Origin of the sequence: Proteus sp. G4415, assembly GCF_963896075.1 — a bacterium.
Taxonomy (GTDB): Bacteria; Pseudomonadota; Gammaproteobacteria; order Enterobacterales; family Enterobacteriaceae; genus Proteus; species Proteus mirabilis.
In genome coordinates, this window is sequence record NZ_CAWQOK010000148.1 from 18,085 (window position 1) to 39,021 (window position 20,937).

At 39.0% G+C, this 20,937-nt stretch carries 20 protein-coding genes; 3 read left to right on the forward strand and 17 right to left on the reverse strand.

Annotated features, from left to right (window positions below):
* Nucleotides 1-12 precede the first annotated feature (12 nt).
* The 6 genes from rbsC to xseB form a co-directional block, all read right to left on the reverse strand.
* Entirely contained in the window at nucleotides 13-978 is a 966-nt protein-coding gene (gene rbsC, locus AACU95_RS16090) for a ribose ABC transporter permease (protein ID WP_004245124.1), read from the reverse strand.
* Between the two features lies 1 nt (nucleotide 979).
* Nucleotides 980-2,488 carry a ribose ABC transporter ATP-binding protein RbsA gene (gene rbsA / locus AACU95_RS16095; RefSeq protein WP_004252572.1) on the reverse strand — a complete coding sequence of 503 codons (1,509 nt, stop codon included), beginning with the start codon at nucleotides 2,486-2,488 and terminating at the stop codon, nucleotides 980-982.
* Nucleotides 2,489-2,495: 7 nt separating this feature from the next.
* Nucleotides 2,496-2,915, reverse strand: coding sequence for a D-ribose pyranase (gene rbsD, locus AACU95_RS16100; protein ID WP_004245122.1), 420 nt, complete (start codon nucleotides 2,913-2,915; stop codon nucleotides 2,496-2,498).
* Nucleotides 2,916-3,255: 340 nt separating this feature from the next.
* Nucleotides 3,256-5,130 carry a 1-deoxy-D-xylulose-5-phosphate synthase gene (dxs, locus tag AACU95_RS16105; RefSeq protein ID WP_004245121.1) on the reverse strand — a complete coding sequence of 625 codons (1,875 nt, stop codon included), beginning with the start codon at nucleotides 5,128-5,130 and terminating at the stop codon, nucleotides 3,256-3,258.
* Between the two features lie 66 nt (nucleotides 5,131-5,196).
* Nucleotides 5,197-6,120, reverse strand: coding sequence for a (2E,6E)-farnesyl diphosphate synthase (gene ispA, locus AACU95_RS16110; RefSeq protein ID WP_004245120.1), 924 nt, complete (start codon nucleotides 6,118-6,120; stop codon nucleotides 5,197-5,199).
* Nucleotides 6,121-6,384: an exodeoxyribonuclease VII small subunit gene (xseB, locus tag AACU95_RS16115; protein WP_004247215.1), complete on the reverse strand. Its 264-nt coding sequence runs from the start codon at nucleotides 6,382-6,384 to the stop codon at nucleotides 6,121-6,123.
* 199 nt (nucleotides 6,385-6,583) lie between these two features.
* Here xseB and thiI point away from each other — a divergent pair, with 199 nt between their 5' ends.
* A complete protein-coding gene (gene thiI / locus AACU95_RS16120; protein WP_004245118.1) occupies nucleotides 6,584-8,035 on the forward strand; it encodes a tRNA uracil 4-sulfurtransferase ThiI in 1,452 nt (483 codons plus the stop codon).
* A 108-nt stretch (nucleotides 8,036-8,143) separates the two neighbouring features.
* Here the strand turns inward: thiI and AACU95_RS16125 are convergent, their stop codons facing one another.
* From AACU95_RS16125 to panE, 4 genes are all read right to left on the reverse strand, one after another.
* On the reverse strand, nucleotides 8,144-8,524 hold the full coding sequence (locus AACU95_RS16125) for a type II toxin-antitoxin system YafO family toxin (protein WP_004245116.1): 381 nt from the start codon (nucleotides 8,522-8,524) through the stop codon (nucleotides 8,144-8,146).
* Nucleotides 8,525-8,529: 5 nt separating this feature from the next.
* Entirely contained in the window at nucleotides 8,530-9,111 is a 582-nt protein-coding gene (locus AACU95_RS16130) for a hypothetical protein (RefSeq protein WP_004245114.1), read from the reverse strand.
* Between the two features lie 170 nt (nucleotides 9,112-9,281).
* On the reverse strand, nucleotides 9,282-9,899 hold the full coding sequence (gene yajL / locus AACU95_RS16135; protein ID WP_004252560.1) for a protein deglycase YajL: 618 nt from the start codon (nucleotides 9,897-9,899) through the stop codon (nucleotides 9,282-9,284).
* Nucleotides 9,868-10,788 carry a 2-dehydropantoate 2-reductase gene (panE, locus tag AACU95_RS16140; protein WP_004247218.1) on the reverse strand — a complete coding sequence of 307 codons (921 nt, stop codon included), beginning with the start codon at nucleotides 10,786-10,788 and terminating at the stop codon, nucleotides 9,868-9,870. The genes yajL and panE overlap by 32 nt, the downstream gene beginning before the upstream one ends.
* 256 nt (nucleotides 10,789-11,044) lie before the next feature.
* Here panE and AACU95_RS16145 point away from each other — a divergent pair, with 256 nt between their 5' ends.
* Nucleotides 11,045-11,536, forward strand: coding sequence for a YajQ family cyclic di-GMP-binding protein (locus AACU95_RS16145; protein WP_004245110.1), 492 nt, complete (start codon nucleotides 11,045-11,047; stop codon nucleotides 11,534-11,536).
* A gap of 63 nt (nucleotides 11,537-11,599) precedes the next feature.
* Here the strand turns inward: AACU95_RS16145 and AACU95_RS16150 are convergent, their stop codons facing one another.
* The 7 genes from AACU95_RS16150 to AACU95_RS16180 form a co-directional block, all read right to left on the reverse strand.
* On the reverse strand, nucleotides 11,600-12,970 hold the full coding sequence (locus AACU95_RS16150) for an MFS transporter (protein ID WP_017628268.1): 1,371 nt from the start codon (nucleotides 12,968-12,970) through the stop codon (nucleotides 11,600-11,602).
* 173 nt (nucleotides 12,971-13,143) lie between these two features.
* Nucleotides 13,144-14,028, reverse strand: a complete 885-nt coding sequence (cyoE, locus tag AACU95_RS16155; protein WP_004247221.1) for a heme o synthase — start codon at nucleotides 14,026-14,028, stop codon at nucleotides 13,144-13,146.
* Nucleotides 14,029-14,039: 11 nt separating this feature from the next.
* Nucleotides 14,040-14,372 carry a cytochrome o ubiquinol oxidase subunit IV gene (locus AACU95_RS16160; RefSeq protein ID WP_004245105.1) on the reverse strand — a complete coding sequence of 111 codons (333 nt, stop codon included), beginning with the start codon at nucleotides 14,370-14,372 and terminating at the stop codon, nucleotides 14,040-14,042.
* Nucleotides 14,372-14,983 carry a cytochrome o ubiquinol oxidase subunit III gene (locus tag AACU95_RS16165; RefSeq protein ID WP_004245104.1) on the reverse strand — a complete coding sequence of 204 codons (612 nt, stop codon included), beginning with the start codon at nucleotides 14,981-14,983 and terminating at the stop codon, nucleotides 14,372-14,374. The genes AACU95_RS16160 and AACU95_RS16165 overlap by 1 nt, the downstream gene beginning before the upstream one ends.
* Complete coding sequence (gene cyoB / locus AACU95_RS16170; RefSeq protein ID WP_012367478.1) at nucleotides 14,983-16,965, reverse strand: cytochrome o ubiquinol oxidase subunit I; 1,983 nt, start codon at nucleotides 16,963-16,965, stop codon at nucleotides 14,983-14,985. The genes AACU95_RS16165 and cyoB overlap by 1 nt, the downstream gene beginning before the upstream one ends.
* Nucleotides 16,966-16,969: 4 nt before the next feature.
* Nucleotides 16,970-17,920: a cytochrome o ubiquinol oxidase subunit II gene (cyoA, locus tag AACU95_RS16175; RefSeq protein WP_004245101.1), complete on the reverse strand. Its 951-nt coding sequence runs from the start codon at nucleotides 17,918-17,920 to the stop codon at nucleotides 16,970-16,972.
* 496 nt (nucleotides 17,921-18,416) lie between these two features.
* Nucleotides 18,417-19,178 (reverse strand): nucleoside-specific channel-forming Tsx family protein, encoded by a 762-nt coding sequence (locus AACU95_RS16180; RefSeq protein ID WP_004247224.1) that lies wholly within the window; start codon nucleotides 19,176-19,178, stop codon nucleotides 18,417-18,419.
* 355 nt (nucleotides 19,179-19,533) lie between these two features.
* Between AACU95_RS16180 and dbpA the strand changes: the two genes are divergently transcribed.
* Entirely contained in the window at nucleotides 19,534-20,907 is a 1,374-nt protein-coding gene (gene dbpA / locus AACU95_RS16185) for an ATP-dependent RNA helicase DbpA (protein WP_004245097.1), read from the forward strand.
* The last annotated feature ends 30 nt before the right edge of the window (nucleotides 20,908-20,937 follow it).

Below are 20,937 nucleotides of genomic sequence, written 5' to 3' on the forward strand. Positions count from 1 at the left end.
AGAGAAAGCGTATTATTTTTTGTTATCAACCAGCACGGCAAGTAAGATGACAACAGCTTTGACTATCATTTGATAATTGGATGATATGCCTAATAAATTGAGTGCATTATTGAGAAAGCCTAAAATTAACGCACCAATAAGTGTGCCCATTATGCGTCCTTTACCGCCAGCAAGACTGGTACCACCTAAGACGACAGCGGCGATAGCATCCAGTTCATAACCATTGCCAGCCATTGGTTGGGCGGAAGAAAGACGAGCAACTTCAATGACACTGGCAAGGGCCGCTAATAAACCGCAAAGCGCATAAACAATAATTTTGATTTTATCGACACTAATACCAGATAAACGGGTTGCTGCTTCGTTTCCTCCAAGGGCATAGATATAGCGACCCAAGCGTGTGTGATGCAATACATACCACGCGCTTAAAAAGACAATCATCATCAGCCAAATAGGGGTGGGGATCCCAAAGGGGCGTCCAATACCAAACCAGCTAAACAGGTCGGCATTATCGCTAAATCCTGTATTTATTGGACTGCCATCAGTATAAACACGCGTGACACCACGCAATAACAGCATCATCACTAATGTGGCAATAAATGCCTGCACTTTACCTTTAGCGATAATGACACCTGTAACGCCACCAATAGCGGCTCCTAATGCTAAAGCACCGACAACAGCCACTAACGCATTAACATCAGCCCCTACCATAGAAGCAGCAACAGCACCGGTTAAAGCGAGTAATGAACCTACCGATAAATCGATACCAGAGGTTAAAATGACTAATGTCATACCTACAGCCATAATTGCGTTAACAGAGGTTTGTTGTAGAATGTTAAAAATATTATTTAAGGTAAAAAAATTCGGGCTGAGTGTTGAAACCACGACAATAAGCAACAATAAGGCAATGAGTGATTTTTGTTCTAATAACCAAGCCTTAGAGAACCATCGTTTTGACGCTGGTATTGATTTTGTACTCATCTCAAACTCCTACTGTAGCACCATATTGTTTACCAACAGCCGCCGCCATTAGCATCTCTTGTGTGACATTATTGGCAGAAAACTCACCGCTGATACGACCTTCATGCATAACTAAAATGCGGTCACTCATTCCCATTACCTCTGGCATTTCTGAAGAGATCAAAATGATGCTTAATCCCTCTTGTTTAAACTTATTAATTAATTGGTAAATCTCTTTTTTCGCCCCCACATCGACACCGCGGGTAGGCTCATCAAGAATAAGCACTTTAGGACGAGTCATTAGTCCGCGAGCAATAGCGACTTTTTGCTGATTACCGCCTGATAAAAAACCAATGATCTGATTGATGGACGGGGTTTTTATGTTGAACAATTTAATAAAGTCACTGACAGTTAATTGCTCTTCTTTATGATTTAAGATCCCCATAGTGCGACTAAAATAAGGTAGCGCCGTCAGTGACATATTCTCTTTTACTGACATACCTAGCACTAAACCATCGCGTTTTCTGTCTTCAGAGATATAAACAATACCTTGGGCAAGTGCATCTGCAGGCTTTTTGATCTGACAAATTTTACCTTCTAACGCCACGCTACCTTGTGTTTTTGGCAATGCACCGTAAATCATTTTCATTAATTCAGTACGGCCTGCGCCCATTAACCCTGAAATACCTAAAATTTCATTTTCATATAGGGAGAAGCTGACATCATGTATATCTGCACCACTTAAGTGAGAGACATTAAGTTTAGTTTTTCCTGCAGGAATATGGATGCGAGGGTATTGATCTTCTAATTTACGGCCTACCATCATTTCAATAAGTGTCTCTTCTTGTAATGAAGAAACGGGCTTTTCGCCAATAAATTGACCATCGCGCAACACAGTGACATCATCACAAATATCAAAAATTTCTTTTAATCGATGTGAGATATAGACAATGCCACAACCTTGATTTCTTAATTCAGTTATCACACTAAACAGAGAGCGAGTTTCGGTGTCTGTCAATGCATCTGTCGGTTCATCCATAATAATCACTTTAGAGCCAAAACTGAGTACTTTGGCAATTTCAACCATTTGCTGATCACCAATGGATAATTCAGAAACTAAGCGATGACTGCGATAAGGAAGGTTTAAGCGAACAAGTAATTTATCCGCTTCTGCATACATTTTTTTCCAATCAATAGCACCAAATGCACGGGTAAACTCGCGACCTAAAAAGATATTTTCTGCAATGGTTAATTCAGGGATAAGATTGAGTTCTTGATGGATAATACCTATTCCGGCTTCTTGAGAAGACTTAGGACCATTAAAAGAGCAACGTTCCCCTTGATAAATAATTTCACCTGCGTCTTTTTGGTAGATACCTGTTAGCACTTTCATTAGTGTGGATTTACCTGCGCCATTTTCACCAACAAGTGCCATCACTCGGCCAGGATAAATTCGTAACGTCGCACCAGATAATGCTTTTACGCCTGGAAATGATTTATCAATATTTTTTAATTCAAGTAATGCTTCCATATTGGCCTCAGAAAGTCACACCAGAAAACAGCACGATATTGGCATAAGGAGAGCATTCACCTGTTCTTATCACCGCTTTATTATCTGGAAGTTGTGTTTTAAATTCTTCATGAGTGACATAAATGATCTCGATAGGTTTTTTTTGTTGTTGTTCTAATAAATGCAAATAACGGGTTATCTCACTAAAAAGAAGTGGGTTTATATTTTTAATTTCTATGGCAAGCATAACGGCTTCGACTTGCATTTCATGGGTGATCGTTTGTAACACTGACATAAAGTCAGGGATCCCCTGAGTTAAAGCAAGATCGATACGCTCAACAGAGGAGGGTATGGGTAATCCAGCATCTGCAATCGTTATTTTGTCAGTATGCCCTAAACGTGCAATTACGCTAGAAATTGAACTATTAAGTAATACACCTTTTTTCATCTTTGCCTCCTCAGCGAAACGTTTCGCTGTTCTACATAGTAGGAAATGAAAATAGGAAAACAAGTTGGATTTATTTATATTGTGAAGGTGATCGAAACGTTTCGTTAAAGGAAAGAAAAAAGGAAAAATCTAACTGATTGAATCAATTAACGCTGAATGGATTCAATTTTAAAATTGATAAATTACAGTTAATTTCATTAAAAAGTGATCTTTAACAAGATTTGAAAATAATTAAAAAAGAAAAGAAATAAGGGCAGTTTTTACAAGAAAATAAAGTCAGAATTTATTAACCTTATCAATAGTCTCTCCGGCTTTACAAGCAAGAGAGACTTTTGAAATATTAGCTCAAAGAATGAGCCTGATAAGCTTTAATCGATTTTTCAATGCCTGTTGCATCAAGTCCTAAATCGGCTCTGATCTCTTCTTGTCCACCTTGTGGCACAAAAAGATCAGGTAACCCTAAATTGAGTACGGGCACTAAACAACGCTCTTGCATTAATAACTCGTTAACGCCGCTACCTGCGCCACCCATAATGGCATTTTCTTCTAAGGTGACCAGTATGTCGTGTTGTTTGGCAAGGGAAAGGATCAGTTCTTTATCTAGTGGTTTGATAAAGCGCATATCTGCAACTGTTGCATCCAGTTTTTCTGCAACATCTAAGGCTTCGGGTAATAAGGTTCCGAAGTTTAAAATTGCAATACTTTTACCTTGGCGACGAATAATACCTTTTCCTATAGGAAGTTCGCTCAGCGGTTGTAATGGCGCACCAACCCCTGATCCTCTAGGATAACGTACAGCGACAGGCCCTTCTTGATAATGGTAACCTGTGTGCAACATTTGGCGACACTCATTTTCATCGCTAGGTGCCATAATAATCATATTAGGGATACAGCGTAAGAAAGAGAGATCAAAAGCTCCTTGGTGGGTCTGACCATCCGCACCAACAATGCCACCACGATCGATAGCAAAGAGTACCGGGAGTTTTTGGATAGCCACATCGTGGATCACTTGATCATAAGCGCGTTGTAAGAAGGTAGAGTAAATAGCCACGATCGGCTTATAACCACCAATAGCTAATCCAGCAGCGAAGGTGACGGCGTGTTGCTCCGCAATTGCGACATCAAAGTATTGTGCGGGGTACTCTTTAGAAAAGCGCACCATACCAGAGCCTTCACGCATAGCAGGGGTGATTGCCATTAACTTTTCATCAGTGGCAGCTTCTTCACATAACCAGTCCCCAAAAATTTTTGAAAACGTCGGGCGTGCATTCGGGCTTTTAGGTAAAGTACCTGTCTTTGGATCAAATTTAGGTACCGCATGCCAACTGATTGGATCTTGCTCTGCGGGAGCGTAACCCCGACCTTTTTTGGTCATAATATGTAAAAGTTGCGGCCCTTTTAGATCGCGCATATTCGTGAGCGTTTGTACTAAAGCAATAACATCGTGACCATCAACTGGACCAATATAGTTAAAACCTAACTCTTCAAACATGGTGCCGGGCACAACCATGCCTTTAATATGTTCTTCTGTCTTTTTCAGTAATTCTTTAATTGGGGGAATACCAGAAAAGACTTTTTTGCCACCTTCACGTAGCGTGGTATACAGTTTGCCAGATAGAAGTTGTGCAAGGTGGTTATTTAGTGCCCCGACATTTTCTGAAATCGACATTTCATTATCGTTAAGTACCACTAGCATATCTGGATTAATATCACCGGCATGATTCATGGCTTCAAATGCCATTCCTGCCGTAATTGCACCGTCACCAATCACACAAACAGTCTTTCTGCCTAGGTTTTCTTGCTCTGCAGCAACAGCCATACCCAGTCCAGCACTGATAGAGGTGGATGAATGACCAACACAGAGTTTGTCATATTCACTCTCATCACGCCAAGGGAAGGGATGTAAGCCGTTTTTTTGACGAATAGTATCAATGCGATCACGACGACCCGTTAATATTTTATGAGGATAAGCCTGATGGCCCACATCCCAAATCAGATTGTCAAAGGGAGTTTTATAAACGTAATGAAGCGCAACCGTTAACTCAATAGCACCTAAACCTGAGGCGAAGTGACCACTTGAGCGGCTGACACTGTTAAGAAGATATAGCCTTAGCTCATCACAGAGTTTAGGTAAACTCTCTTTTGGTAATAGGCGTAAATCTTCGGGTGTTTCAACCAACGCCAATGTGGGATATTTTTCGATATCAATGCTCATGTGATGCCTATTAATTAATGACTTGTAATAGGGAAAGAGCAGGTAAGCTGCTCTTTTTATTTTTTATTAGTTTTTCCGTTCTACGATAAAATTCGCTAATTGTTTTAGCGTAGAGGTATCGTACTCGTATTGTTCAAGAAACGCTAAGGCATCCAATGCTTCGTTATACAATTCCTGTGCTTTCTTTTGTGCTTGTGCTAAACCAAGTAGAGCCGGATAAGTACTTTTTCCAGCTTCTTGATCACTTCCCTGTCGCTTTCCAGTCTCTTCAGTGCTCCCAATAACATCTAAAATGTCATCCTGAACTTGGAAAGCCAAGCCTATAGAGTGGGCATATTTATCCAGTGCAGGTAACACATCGTGCCCTTTTTGCCCTGCGCTAAGTGCCCCTAGGCGAACCGCTGCACGAATTAATGCACCTGTTTTATGTAAATGAATTTTCTCAAGAGCGACAAGATCAATTGATTTATCTTCGGCATCAAGATCAAGTGCCTGTCCACCACACATACCCGCTAAACCACTGGCTGTGGCTAATTCAGCAATCATGGCTACGCGATCGGCAATGGCGACATCAGGCATCGCATTTTTGGCTAAAATTTCAAAGGCCAAGGTTTGTAATGCATCACCCGCTAAAATGGCATTGGCTTCGCCAAACTCAATATGACAAGTGGGTTTTCCTCGACGTAAATCATCATTGTCCATTGCCGGTAAGTCGTCATGGATCAGTGAATATGCATGAATGCACTCAATAGCGGCTGCTGGCACATCAAGATTAGCAACAGGTACGTTAAACATTTCTCCTACCGCATAAACGAGAAATGGGCGTAAACGTTTCCCCCCCAAGAGTGCTCCGTAGCGCATTGCTTGGCTGAGTGGCATATCAGAAAAAGGCAACGTTTGTAGCGCTTGGTTGAGTGCTTCATCAACACGCTGATGTGCAGAATGTAATTTTTGACGGAACGCATCCGTACATAAAGTTGCGTTACTCAATTATTCAGCCTCTTGGATAAAATCATCAGGTGTAGCGTCATCATCCTCTTTGAGTAAGATGCGAACACGTTGTTCAGCATCTTGTAATGTTTTTTGTCCCACACGAGCTAAACGAACACCATGTTCGAACTCATTAAGGGCCTCTTCTAAAGGTAATTCACCTGATTCTAAGCGGTTAACTATTTGCTCAAGTTCTTGCATCGAAGCTTCAAAACTTGGAGTTTGCGTGGTGTCTTGGTTAATTGATGTCGTTTTTTTAGCCATAATATTTTTGATGATAAAGCATGTTAGCTGAATAATAGTGATCATCTTACTACAATTGAGAAGAAAATTTCTTATTCAGTCAGCGATTTTTGCGGGTGAGGCCTAAATATTGGTGATATACTTTGTGACTTTTATAAACTCCAGTCAATTAATATCACTGTAGTTTATGTCTCTACTTAATAACCTATGACCATTGACTATGAAGTTTATTATTAAATTATTCCCCGAAATCACGATCAAAAGCCAATCTGTTCGTATACGTTTTATCAAAATTCTGACCAGTAATATTCGCAATGTATTAAGTACATTAGGTGATGATATCACGGTTGTTCGCCACTGGGACAACATTGTGGTTGTCAGTAAAGACGAAAGTAAAAGCGAAGCGGTGTGTGATGCGCTAACTCGTATCCCAGGTATTCATCACTTTTTACAAGTTGAAGAGCATAGCTATACCGATTTACATAATATTTTTGAACAGACCTTTGCTGCCTTTGGTCATTTAGTTGAAAACAAAACGTTTTGCGTAAGAGCTAAACGCCGTGGTAAACACAGTTTTACTTCTAATGAAGTAGAGCGTTATGTGGGTGGTGGTTTTAACCAACACGTTGAAAGTGCAAAAGTAAAATTAACTCGTCCGGATGTGACCATTAATCTAGAAATTGAAGATGATAAGCTGATCCTAGTTAATGCTCGCTATGAAGGTATTGGTGGTTTCCCTATTGGTACACAAGAAGATGTATTATCACTTATCTCTGGTGGTTATGATTCTGGTGTATCAAGTTATATGTTGATGCGCCGCGGTAGTCGTGTTCATTACTGCTTTTTTAATCTTGGTGGTTCAGCCCACGAAATTGGCGTTAAACAAGTTGCACATTATCTTTGGAACCGCTTTGGACGCTCTCATAAAGTACATTTTGTTGCCGTTGATTTTGAACCCGTTGTGGCAGAAATTTTAGAGAAAATTGATGATGGCCAGATGGGGGTTGTTCTGAAACGTATGATGGTGCGTGCGGCATCTCGTGTTGCTGAACGTTATGGCGTACAAGCTATTGTAACAGGTGAAGCATTAGGGCAGGTTTCTAGCCAAACATTAACCAATCTACGTTTAATTGATAATGCGACGGATACCTTAATTCTGCGTCCTCTTATCACACACGATAAAGAAAATATCATTAATATCGCTCGCCAAATTGGTACGGAAGATTTTGCTCGTACTATGCCAGAGTTTTGTGGTGTTATCTCCAAGAATCCTACAGTAAAAGCGGTTAAAGCCAAAATCGAAGCTGAAGAAGAAAAATTTGATTTTTCTATTCTCGATAGTGTTGTTGAAAATGCTAAGAATATGGATATTCGCCGTATTGCTGAAGAGACGGTACAGCAAGTAACAGAAGTTGAAATGGTCTCTGAGTTTGCAACGAATGACGTTGTACTGGATATCCGCTCTCCAGAAGAACAAGAAAACTCACCTCTAAAATTAGAGGGTGTAGATGTTAAAGAATTACCATTTTATAAATTAAGTACACAATTTGGTGATTTAGATAACAGCAAAACTTATTTGCTCTATTGTGAGCGAGGTATGATGAGTCGTTTACAAGCACTATATTTACGTGAACAAGGCTTTAATAACGTAAAAGTGTATCGTAAGAAGTAATATAGTTATTTTTTATGAAAGTCGTATTAATAATATAATAGAGATACCCCCCCCAATAATTAGGATGCTAATATGATTTTGGGGGGATATATTAAAATACAGTGTTTATTAAAAATTATTTTGAAATTCTTCAGCCCTTTTTTCCAACTCTGCTAGGAATGATGTTTTTGCTAACTCGTGTGCATTAGGTGACATAATAGCAATAATTTGATATCTATTTGGGTAAAGCCAATGTTGACAATAAACTAAGTAATGATTTGATTTTCTTTGTATTTGAGGCATATTTTCATGCCACTTAGGTTCATTAGGTATTCTAATATGTATTTTAGAAATGAGAGATTGACATAATTTCGCACTATTTTCCCATTTACCATCAGCACCTAAATAACAAGATAATACTTTTTTTTCTTTCCAAAGTTTTAATAATTTAGCGTATTCATTAGCAATAGTTTTATTTTCAATATCAGGATGTATTGAAATTTCGATCATATTTATTAATGGTTATTAAATTTAGGTTTACTTAGACCTAACTTTTTATGCTCTGTTTGTATTAATCTTTGCATATCAGCACTTATTATATTAGGTTTCTTATTAGTTGTTTTTGATGGTTGATGAGTTTGTTCTATAAATGAAATAAACTCTGTTAATACACTCCGATAATGAGCTAAAGAACGACCAAATAAGAGTACACTTTGTTTTTTTTGTGTATCACTCTTTGGTAATGAAAGAAGAATATTTTTGATATCAGTTAAAGAATTATCTAAACGTTTTATACTTTTGTTTATTTGATAATAATCATCTTCATTAATAAAATAATGAGGAGGATTTATCCATTTCTCTTTTAAATGAATTAAATGTTTATTAATTGATTCGGCTAAAATATTCATTTTTTCAGTAGCTTCATCAATAGGGATAGCAACGAATTGGTTAAATTGCGCTGAACTGAAAGAATATTGGATATCCGGTGTAAATGATAGTTGGTTATGTTTGAAGCTTTCTGCTGGCACTGAGGCTAATCCCATAGAAATTAAAGTAACAAGTTTGGGTAAGTTCTTGTGATATTGGAGAGTTTTCATTATGCCTTATCCTCCAGAAGTTATTTTACATTTTAACCTGTTAGTATGTTTTTTGAAATCAAAAACAAGAAACAAACATTGAAATAAGTCTTAAAAATAGATTTATAACTATTAAATAATATGTTTATTAATAAGATTAGGTGTTAAGTAAGAGATCCTATATATGGTATTTACCTATCCCCAAACCCAGTAAATTCATCTTGATAATTATAAATACCTGGTGGTAATACAAGTTGTTTAGCGACATCAGCTGCAACTGCTTTACCTTTTAGGCGCTCAATAATTTTAAGTGCGAAATCTATAGTGGTAGCAGGGGCTTGGCTAGTAATCAGATTGACTCTTTCGTCAAAGTAAACCCGATAATCAACCCATTTTTTAGGTTCGATTTTATCTTTTAAGCCGGGGAAACCTGTCATATTGCCTATTGGAAAGAGGTTATGAGACTCTAAGATGATCGCAGGAGCTGCACAAATAGCGGCAACTAGTCTATTTTCACTGTGCATGCGGCGTACTTTTTCAACAACAAGAGGACTATCTCGTAAGGTTTCTGCACCTATTAATCCTCCGGGTAAAATAATGGCATCATAATGGTGATCAACAACACGAACTAATGGGACATCAGCAATTAATTTGATCCCTCGTGAGCAGGTGATCACTAAGTCATCAACATCATCTTCAGCACTAGCAAGTATGACCTTAATTCCAGCTCTAACGAGTAAATCAGCGGTGGTAACAACCTCTGTTTCTTCACTACCATTAGCTAGACAGATGAGTGCGGATATGGTCATAATTGCCTTCCTTCTGTTTTATAAATTGAAAAAGTCGCTTATTTTCGGGTAACACGAGTCCTTGCTCTGATGCCCTACGTAATAGATAGCCTGTAATATAATCGATTTCGGTATGGCGTTGATATTTCACATCTTGATACATAGATGAGTAATTATTAGCAGTTTGCTCTATGGTATCGATAATATAACCATGTAAATGTGATCTAGAGGTAGGTATAACACCTTCTCGCTCCATTACCTGATAAACTTCATCACAGACTTTCTGGATATGCTCAGGGTATTTTAATAAATCGCCATTGCGACATTGATAAAACACCGTTAAAGGGTTGATAACACAATTTACGGCTAATTTTAGCCAGCTAATAGTATGAATATCATTGTGCCAAGCTACATCCGGTAAAGCTTGATGTAAAATTTCAGCTAAATAACCGTATTGACGTGCTGTTGTATTTAGTGGGCCAATGTGGGTGATCCCTTCTGCTGTATGGAGCACTTTTTGATCTTGTTGATAAGCACCATGAGTGATTATACCTTGTAATATCGCTCTTTTAGTCGGTGTTTCAGGTAGGGTGAGCTCATCTAGTGTTCCCATACCATTATGGATCAGTAAAATCGGGCAATCAGCAGAGAGGTGAGGGATAAGTGCATTAACCGCGTCTGAAACTTGCCAAGACTTTAAGCAAACAAGCAGTAACTCACTGTGTTGTAGCCATGTTTTTTGGTTGGCTATAATGCGTTGTTGAAATGGGATACCATTAATGGAGTCAACGTTAACGTCAAAATCAGGTTGAGGTATTCTTAACCATCCTTGTACTTCATGGGCTTGTTGCGTTAATCCTGCAATCCAAAGTTTACCAATTGAACCACATCCTAATACGGTTATTTTCATCATTTTTCTCCTGCTAAATGGTAAACAGGCGCTCCATATTATTCATCTAACATTAACCTAATATTATTAACAGTTCGGTAATTTTATCAATGCAAATTGAGAGCTATATCAAATTATAACATCGTTTATCTTCACTTGCTGAAGCTATCTCTGCTTTGTTATATGGAAAGTCAAGAGTAATGACATGAGTATGGCTTTTTTGCTGAGTGAAAAACAGCTATTATTCAGGTTGTTTTTATTTATTGAGGAAGAACGAATGCCATCTTTTGATATCGTATCTGAAGTTGACTTGCATGAAGTGCGCAATGCGGTAGAGAACGCACAACGTGAACTGACTACTCGTTGGGATTTTCGTAATGTTGAAGCAAGTTTTGAATTAAACGAAAAAACTGAGTCAGTAAAAACAACTAGTGTATCTGAATTTCAGGTGCAGCAGTTATTAGATATTCTGCGTGAGAAAATGGCAAAAAGAGGGATTGATGGTGCTGTTTTAAATATCCCTGAAGAGATGACTCACAGCGGAAAAACATACAGTGTAGAAGCGACCTTAAAACAAGGTATTGATACTCCTTTAGCGAAAAAAATCGTTAAAATGATCAAAGACAGCAAATTAAAAGTACAAGCACAGATCCAAGGTGAGCAAGTACGAGTAACAGGTAAATCACGTGATGATTTGCAAGCTGTGATGAAATTAGTTAGAGAGGGTGAATTAGGTCAGCCTTTCCAATTTACCAATTTTCGTGATTAATGACGAAAGTATAAAAAAATGCGCTGTTTGGTTTATTCAGCGCATTTACAGGGTATATGAGGTTTAAACGCCGAGTACTAACGATTCTAATGTCGCTCTTGGTGTCTGCTTGGTATCCACTTTGATATAAGCACTTTGTTCTTGTGCCATAATTACCACTTCATTAACACCAGGTTGTTGCTTAAATTTCTGCTCTAATTGTTGTTGTTGAGCATTTGATAAATGTGCCGGCAATTCTATACGTAAGCTACTAACATAAGGTGGTTGACGTAATGTTAAGCTAATGGCAAACCAAACTAAGCCAATCAATAAACATCCAGCAAAGACTGCTTGAGCATCGTAATGTTGGTAGAGCCATCCACCTAAAATACCACCTAATGCTACACCTAGAAATTGGCTGGTGGAATAAATCCCCATTGCCGTGCCTTTATAACCTGCCGGTGCTTCTTTACTAATTAATGAAGGTAGCAGTGCCTCCATAATATTAAAACCAATAAAGAATATCTGAATACCTAAAATAATTAGCCACAAGCTAGTTCCTGAAATCATAAAAATAGCTTGAGCAATAATCAGCAGAAAGATACACAGTAAGAACACTTGTTTCATTTTACGTTTTTTTTCTGCATAGATAATAAAGGGTAATACTGAAATAAAGGCAATCAGCATAGTGACTAGATAGACAACCCAATGTTTCTCATTAACTAATCCGGCATTATGCATGATCAAAGGAAGTGCGACAAAAGCGGCCATCAATAAAGTGTGTAGTGAAAAAATCCCGACATTAAGCTTTAATAATTGCGCATCAAATAAAACTTTTTTGACACTTCCTCGTACAAAACTTGATTCTCGATTAAGTATATGATGTTCGCTATTCGGTACGGTAATGAGGGTGATCATAATCCCGCCGAAAGCGAGTAGGGCAATGCCCCAAAATAGACCTTGTAAGCCAAAAATATGTGTGAGTATTGGCCCTAAAACAAGGGCTAAGGCAAACGTAATACCAAAGCTAATGCCAATAAAGGCCATTGCTTTGGTTCTATTTTGTTCGCGGGTCAGATCAGATAACAGAGCCATCACTGCGGCAGATATAGCTCCAGCACCTTGTAATGCTCGCCCGATGATAATGCCATAAATGCTGTCACTTAAAGCAGCAATAAGGCTACCAACAATAAAAATAATTAAGCCGAAAACAATCATTGATTTTCGGCCAAATTTGTCTGAGAAAAATCCAAAAGGAATTTGGAAGATTGCTTGAGTTAATCCATAAATACCAATAGCTAATCCAATTAGCGATTCTGTCGCATGTTGTAGTTGCAGTCCGTAGGTGGTTAAAACGGGAAGTACCATAAACATGCCAAGCATGCGAAGAGAGAAAACAGCTCCTAGTCCCCATGTCGCTTTGCGCTCTAATGGAGTCATTTTATTATCATTCATGGATTACCTCGTATTACTGATACCTCATTGTAATAGTATTTTGTCACGAGGTTAATCAATAAATGGGATACAAAAAAAGACGAAATTGTACTGATAAGGCTGAATATGATATTTAAACTAAAAATGCCAGTCATGATTGACTGGCATTAGCATTTTTTGCAATTGAAATTACATTATCTCAGATAAGCGAGAACCGTTTCTGTTGAACTGGTGGGATCAACAGACATCATTACACTTAATGATGTAATGGCAATGATAGAAAATATAAATAATTTTCTTGCCCACACTTTATCATTGGTTGCTTTATAACCAGATAATGCCATGCCCAACCACCAGATACTGACTGCAGAGGCAACAATCAGGTATTTATACCCTGCATATCCCACTAAAGTTAGCATCAGCGTTGCAACCATAAAGGCCAGAATATAGAGAATAATATGGCGCTTAGCGACTGAGATCCCTTTAATAACAGGTAATACGGGGATATTGGCTGCTTGGTAGTCTTTAAAACGGAAAATCGCAATGGCATAAGAGTGAGGCATTTGCCACAAACTAAAGATAAGTAATAAAATTGCTGCACCCGCATCAAATTCACCGCTAACAGCACAGTAGCCGATTACTGGTGGTGCAGAGCCTGATAAACTACCGATCAGTGTGCCATAAACAGATTTACGTTTCATATAGAGGCTATATACCCCAACATAAATAATAAAGCCGAATACAGCGATAAACATTGCAAGTGGGTTGGCTGCTACATAGAGCAGCACAACACCTGCAATACCTAATACTGAGGCATAAATAAGGCTAATTTGCGGGTCGATTAATCCTTGAACTAATGGACGATTCTTCGTTCTTTCCATGATACGGTCAATATCACGGTCAATATAGTTGTTAAAAACACAACCAGAAGCAACGACCAGAGACACCCCAAGTAGAGTCGCGAAAAATAGGGGGTAGTCAATCTCGCCTTTTGAGGCGAGAAGGAAACCACCTATCACAGAAATTAAATTTCCGAAAATAATTCCTGGTTTGGTGACTTGTAGGTATTGCTTAATCATAGCGACAACTCTTAATCCATCATCATATTGATGTTCAGGTTGTACATAATCCACAGTGAGCCAATCACAACAATGCCGATAATCAACAAGGTGAATAGGAATGCGATAACGTTCCAGCGCTCTTCTGAGGACGTGTTCATATGTAAGAAACAGACTAAATGAACAACAATCTGTACGACGGCCATACCAACGACTGTCCATAAGATAGTTGAGGTTGTAGCTGTTCCTTCCATCACCATCCAAAATGGGATCACGGTGAGGATAACGGACAGAATAAAGCCAATCAGATAGGACTTCATGCTGCCGTGGCTTGCGCCTGAAGGAGAAGTATTTGGATGACTCATTACATCGCTCCCATCAGATAAACTACGGTGAACACACAGATCCAGACAACATCAAGGAAGTGCCAGAACAGGCTTAAGCAACTTAAACGGGTGCGATTAACATCAGTTAAACCACGGCGTGATACTTGGATCATCATAATAATAATCCAAACTAATCCCGCTGTTACGTGCAGACCGTGTGTTGATACTAAGGCAAAGAATGCCGATAAGAATGCACTGCGATCTGGGCCATAACCTTCAGCGATAAGTTCATGGAACTCATACACTTCCATTACCACGAAGCCTAAACCGAATAAGAAGGTAACGAATAGCCACAGATTGACTTGGCTAACACTACCTTTATTCATGCTAAGCATGGCGAAACCAAAAGTGATACTACTAAACAGTAGTAAGAAGGTTTCAACTAAAACAAAAGGCAGGCTAAAGATTTCTTTACCTGAAGGACCATCAGCAATCCCGTTAACAAGCACCGCATAAGTGGCGAATAAGCTGGCAAACAGGATAAGGTCGCTCATTAGATAGATCCAGAAGCCGAAAACTTTCGTCGCTCCTGCATCGTGGTGCCCATGATGCTCATGGGCGTTTGCGTTATTTAAAGTTTGAGTTGACATTATTTCACACCTGCTTTTTTCAGTTCTTCATAATGCTTATTCTCGATGGTTTCAATTTCAGGTACTTGGACATAGTAATCAACATCTGTATCGAAGCTTTTCGCGATCCAAGTGACTATCATTCCTGCGAAACCAACAATCGCTAACCACCAGATATGCCAGATCATGGCAAAGCCAAACACTAAGCTAAATGCAGAGATAATGACGCCTGCTGCGGTATTTTTTGGCATATGGATAGGTTCATATTTTGCAGGGCGCTGATAAGCAGTACCTTTTTCTTTCTGATCCCACCACTCATCACGAGCTTTTACTTGCGGTTCAACGGCAAAGTTATAGAAAGGTGCAGGAGAAGAAATTGACCATTCCAGAGTACGTCCACCCCATGGATCACCTGTTAAATCACGGTTTAAGTGGCGGTCGCGGATACTGACGTAAATTTGGATAACTTGGCAAACAATACCAAGAGCAATCAGAGCGGCACCACCAGCAGCAACCATCAGCATTGGGTGGAATTCTGGGTTGATATTTTGGCTTAAACGGCGAGTCATACCCATAAAGCCAAGGATATACAGTGGCATAAAGGCCATAAAGAAACCGATAAACCAGAACCAGAATGCGCGGATACCCCATTTTTCATTAAGCGTGAAGCCAAATGCTTTAGGGAACCAGTAAGTCATACCAGCAAAACAACCGAACACCACACCACCGATAATGACGTTGTGGAAGTGAGCGATTAAGAACAAGCTGTTATGTAATACAAAGTTTGCGCCAGGAACCGCTAATAGTACCCCAGTCATCCCCCCTACTGAGAAGGTGACTAAGAAACCGATTGTCCATAGCATAGGGCTTTTATACTCGATACGGCCCTGATACATGGTAAACAGCCAGTTAAAGATTTTAACCCCTGTGGGTATAGCGATGATCATGGTGGCTATACCGAAGAAGGCATTAACGTTGGCACCTGAGCCCATGGTAAAGAAGTGGTGTAACCAAACGATAAATGATAAGACGGTGATAACAACGGTCGCACCGACTAAAGAGGTATAACCGAATAGACGTTTTTTAGAGAACGTCGCGGTAACTTCAGAGAACACACCAAAGACTGGCAGAATAAGAATATAAACTTCTGGATGACCCCAAGCCCAAACAAGGTTGATGTACATCATCATGTTACCGCCCATATCATTGGTAAAGAAGTGTGTACCAAGATAGCGGTCTAACGTCAGTAGTGTGATAGTGACGGTTAAAATTGGGAATGCAGCGATAATCAGTACGTTAGTACATAATGCAGCCCATGAGAACACTGGCATTTTCATCATTGTCATGCCTGGTGCACGCATACGCAGGATAGTGGCGAAGAAGTTAACCCCCGTTAGAAGCGTACCAATACCGGATATCTGTAAACTCCATATCCAATAGTCGACCCCGACCCCAGGATTGTACTCCAAGCCCGAAAGTGGTGGGTAAGCTAACCAACCTGTTTGTGCGAATTCACCAATACCTAAAGAGATATTGATAAGCAGTACACCGACGACAAAGAACCAGAAACTCAGTGAGTTTAGGAATGGGAATGCCACATCACGCGCACCAATTTGTAAAGGTACAACAAGGTTCATCAGACCGACAACGAAAGGTGTTGCCATGAAGAAAATCATGATAACGCCGTGTGCGGTAAAAATCTGATCGTAGTGATGAGGTGGTAAGAAACCAGCTTCACCCGCTGAGGCGAGTGCCTGTTGGCTTCTCATCATAATGGCATCGGCAAAGCCACGGAACATCATGACCATTGCAACGATGATATACATAATACCAATTTTTTTATGGTCAACACTGGTTAACCATTCGCTCCATAGCCATTTCCACTTACGGAAATAGGTTAAAGCGCCAACAACAGCAAGACCGCCAAGAATGATGCCGATTAGGGTTACGACAACAATGGGTTCTTGTAGCGGGATTGCATCGAGAGTTAATTTTCCGAACATGACTTTATTCCTCTGCTCCTGCATGTGCCGCGTGGCTCATGTTCATATTCATTGTTGCATCAGAGTGTTCAGTCTGATTGCTACCGGTGTGAGCGCCATGACCTGTATGACCAAATTTAGAGATGGTCTCTTGGAATAACATCGGCTTCACGCTTGAATAGTAGGTCACTGGATTTTTCTGGCTTGGTTTAGCAAGTTCATCAAATGCAGCGGTGGTATTTAACGTATCTGATGACTGTTTTACTTTTGCAACCCATGCATCAAAGCCTGCACGATCAGGTGTCGCAATGGCGGTAAACTTCATGTCAGAGAAACCGTGTCCGCTATAACTTGCTGACATACCTTGGTATTCACCTGGTTCATTAGCAATTAAGTGAAGTTTGGTTTGCATTCCAGCCATGGCATAGATTTGTCCACCTAAGCGCGGGATAAAGAATGAGTTCATGACAGAATCAGAGGTAATTTTGAAATTAACAGGAACATTGGTTGGGAAAGCCAGTTCGTTAACGGTTGCAATACCTTGTTCTGGATAGATAAACAACCATTTCCAGTCCATTGAAACCACTTCAATGGTAACCGGTTTCTCATCTGAAACTAGTGGTTTATAGGGATCAAGTTCATGGGTTGTTTTCCATGTGATGGTTGCCAATATCACGATAATGATAATCGGCACGGTCCACACGACAAGCTCAATTTTATTTGAGTGAGCCCAATTAGGGCGATAAGTTGCTTTAGTATTGGATTCACGGTAGCGATAAGCGAAAACAATCACCATCAGAATTACCGGTATCACAACAATCAACATTAAACCAAGCGCAATGAGGATTAATGTTTTTTGCTCAGCGCCGATAGCGCCTTTGGGATTCATTAACGCCATATCGCAACCACTTAAAAGAACAGCGGCTGCTAATAGCGAGAGTGTCCCAATACTTTTTATGTATTTCATAAGTCTCATCCAACGACCCAAATGATAAAGGTTCTATTGTTGTTTCATCAGTATCAGTAAGGACATTTTACGGTAAGGTTGCGACAGTGTAAACAATTGTAATGGTAAGTAAGTGATTGGTTAGTCTTTTGTGTTAATGTGATCACAAGTAATTAAACTATTAAATAAATGTTAATTTAATTATTGTGAATTAACTATAATTTCATAAAGTAGCATGTTTTTAAAATAAATACATATTTTTACAAAAAAAATTACAGCAAAAAGTGTAAGAAAACGTTTTTTGTCTAAAAAGTAAACACAGTACAGGTCTGAGGAGTATTAGAAAGCAAATTTCGTTTTATCTTGATGTTTCGTATCTTTATTTAATCGCTATATGATTTTTTATATCGCAGATTGATTGTTTGTTGAATATTTCTATTATAGAAGAAATTTTTTTATTAACTGCTAAAAATGACAAACAGCGAATAAAAAGTGATTCGCTGTCACAAAAATTAACAATTAGCCATCAGAAGTTATATTTTAAGCTATAGATCACACCATCTTGTAAAAAGTTTTCTCCTAACTTTTTATAAGCATAGCGGTATTGAATGCCTGTAGTAATGGAAGCCGTGGGGTGCCACCAAATAGCGACAGCTCCATTAAAGCCATTTTTTCCGCCATTGCCATAACGTTTATTACGATCAAACTCCATCTCATGCCAATTTGTGATGCTAAATTTTTGATTTACCAGGTTAAAATCGTAACCGGCAACCCAACCAACCACATAGCCATTATTTCCTGAATAATAAGTTTGATCGACATAATGTAAAGCTATAAAAGGTTTAAACCAGATATCTGCTAATTGTGTGTTATACCCAATACCATAAAGTGTATTAACCTCATGGAAATTACCGCCATATTCTTTTCCGGGCAGTGACCAAGTACCATATACATGGCCATAAAGGTTTAATCCACTGTCAGCTAAATAAATACGACTAGTTCCTTTGACGGTATAGCGCTGATTATCGCCGGGCTGTGTTTGTCGATTATTAAAAGGATTTTCTAAGTCAAAAAAGCCATAAAACTCACCCCATGAAAAGTGGGCTCCCCCTTCAAGTTCTAAATAAGCAAAATCATCTTTATGGGAAGTTTGGCCTGTTTTATGGGTGGTATGTGTCGTCCAGTCAAGATAATTGATACTGATATTAGCAAATCCACCGAGATAATTAGCCTGTGCAGGTAAAGTGCATGTTGTTGTAATAAACAATAAAATTGATTTTCTTATCATAATGTATAATTAGTTTTTCTGTTGTATTGTTTGTGGTGTGAATTATTCTCACTGTTTGTTTTGATACTATAATTTATAAAGTGTTTTTTTATAGTGTTTTGTATCTAAAATATGATCACATTCTAGAATATTGATCTGGGTTTTCTTTATCGGAAGTTTAGTATTGATTAGTTTGTTTTTATTATTTTGGTATGTTAATGAAAAGAATATAGAGTGAGAGAAGAAGAATAATGATGGCAATAAGTTTTAATTAACAGAAATGACGAAGGTGAGGCGAAATATCTCACGACACCATAAAAAAGGGATAGTATCATGGCAGATAACTGTTTTTTTCTTATTAATTCGGAATTTTATTGTGACCTCATTTGCTGATCTTCATGCACTTCCTGCTGAGCAACTTACTAATCTTAATGAGCTTGGCTATTTAACGATGACTCCCGTCCAAGAAGCGTCTTTACCTGCTATTCTTGCCGGGAAAGATGTTCGAGCCCAAGCAAAAACCGGAAGTGGCAAAACAGCAGCTTTTGGTTTAGGTTTATTGCAACGTATTGATGCAAAACAATTTAATACTCAATCATTAGTATTATGTCCAACTCGAGAATTAGCTGATCAAGTCGCTAATGAGTTACGTCGACTGGCTCGTTTTCTGCCTAACATTAAAATTCTGACTCTGTGTGGTGGGGTGCCTTTTAGCATTCAACGGGATTCATTAATTCATGCTGCTCATATTATTGTCGCGACTCCGGGGCGTTTATTAGATCATTTAAACAAGCAGACTGTCACACTTGCTGATGTAAAAACATTGGTACTTGATGAGGCAGATAGAATGCTGGATATGGGATTTTTTGATGATATTAGCGACATCATTTCTCAAATGTCGGCACAACGTCAAACTTTGCTCTTTTCTGCAACTTGGCCGGATGAAATCGCTAAAATTAGTCGAAAAATTCAACAAGATCCTGTCACTATTGAGATTAATTCACCGGATGAATTGCCAGCGGTTGAACAACAATTTTATGAGATCTCCCGTTATGGCAAATTGGGATTATTACAAAAGCTTTTGAGTCATCATCAACCTAATTCTTGTGTGGTATTTTGTAATACCAAAAGAGATTGCCAAGATGTGTATGAAGCTTTGACCGAAAGCAACCAAAGTGTCCTTGCGTTACATGGCGATATGGAGCAAAAAGAGCGCGACCAAACATTGATCCGTTTTGCTAATGGTAGCTGTCGAGTGTTAGTCGCCACAGATGTCGCTGCGCGAGGCTTAGATATCAAAGCGCTAGAAATGGTGATTAATTATGAATTATCACACGATCCGGAAGTTCATATACATCGAATTGGACGAACAGCCAGAGCGGGAGAAAGTGGTTTAGCGATTAGTTTTTGCGCACCAGAAGAGATCCCTCGCGCCAATGCTCTGGAAGAAATGTTGAATATAAAACTGGATTGGCAATCAGCCCCTTCAGGTTTATCAATCACACCATTGGTTGCGACAATGGCAACACTATGTATTGATGGCGGTAAAAAAGCAAAAATGCGTCCAGGGGACATCCTTGGTGCATTAACTGGAGATTTAGGTTTTAGTGGAGAAGATATTGGTAAGATAAATATCCATCCAACTCATGCCTATGTAGCGGTAAAACAGTCCATTGCTAAACAGGTATGGAAAAGCCTTCAACAAGGTAAAATTAAAGGTAAATCAGTAAAAGTCAGACTGTTTAGATAATTTGTTATATCACCTATTATTTTCTGTTTG

Coding starts and splice junctions, on each gene's coding strand:
- AACU95_RS16180 (WP_004247224.1), bottom strand. CDS start 19,178: ATGATAAGAAAATCAATTTTATTGTTTATTACAACAACATGCACTTTA.
- yajL (WP_004252560.1), bottom strand. CDS start 9,899: ATGACCATATCCGCACTCATCTGTCTAGCTAATGGTAGTGAAGAAACA.
- AACU95_RS16145 (WP_004245110.1), top strand. CDS start 11,045: ATGCCATCTTTTGATATCGTATCTGAAGTTGACTTGCATGAAGTGCGC.
- AACU95_RS16160 (WP_004245105.1), bottom strand. CDS start 14,372: ATGAGTCATCCAAATACTTCTCCTTCAGGCGCAAGCCACGGCAGCATG.
- AACU95_RS16125 (WP_004245116.1), bottom strand. CDS start 8,524: ATGATCGAAATTTCAATACATCCTGATATTGAAAATAAAACTATTGCT.
- xseB (WP_004247215.1), bottom strand. CDS start 6,384: ATGGCTAAAAAAACGACATCAATTAACCAAGACACCACGCAAACTCCA.
- AACU95_RS16130 (WP_004245114.1), bottom strand. CDS start 9,111: ATGAAAACTCTCCAATATCACAAGAACTTACCCAAACTTGTTACTTTA.
- thiI (WP_004245118.1), top strand. CDS start 6,584: ATGAAGTTTATTATTAAATTATTCCCCGAAATCACGATCAAAAGCCAA.
- panE (WP_004247218.1), bottom strand. CDS start 10,788: ATGAAAATAACCGTATTAGGATGTGGTTCAATTGGTAAACTTTGGATT.
- rbsC (WP_004245124.1), bottom strand. CDS start 978: ATGAGTACAAAATCAATACCAGCGTCAAAACGATGGTTCTCTAAGGCT.
- dxs (WP_004245121.1), bottom strand. CDS start 5,130: ATGAGCATTGATATCGAAAAATATCCCACATTGGCGTTGGTTGAAACA.
- AACU95_RS16165 (WP_004245104.1), bottom strand. CDS start 14,983: ATGTCAACTCAAACTTTAAATAACGCAAACGCCCATGAGCATCATGGG.
- cyoB (WP_012367478.1), bottom strand. CDS start 16,965: ATGTTCGGAAAATTAACTCTCGATGCAATCCCGCTACAAGAACCCATT.
- rbsD (WP_004245122.1), bottom strand. CDS start 2,915: ATGAAAAAAGGTGTATTACTTAATAGTTCAATTTCTAGCGTAATTGCA.
- AACU95_RS16150 (WP_017628268.1), bottom strand. CDS start 12,970: ATGAATGATAATAAAATGACTCCATTAGAGCGCAAAGCGACATGGGGA.
- cyoA (WP_004245101.1), bottom strand. CDS start 17,920: ATGAGACTTATGAAATACATAAAAAGTATTGGGACACTCTCGCTATTA.
- cyoE (WP_004247221.1), bottom strand. CDS start 14,028: ATGATTAAGCAATACCTACAAGTCACCAAACCAGGAATTATTTTCGGA.
- rbsA (WP_004252572.1), bottom strand. CDS start 2,488: ATGGAAGCATTACTTGAATTAAAAAATATTGATAAATCATTTCCAGGC.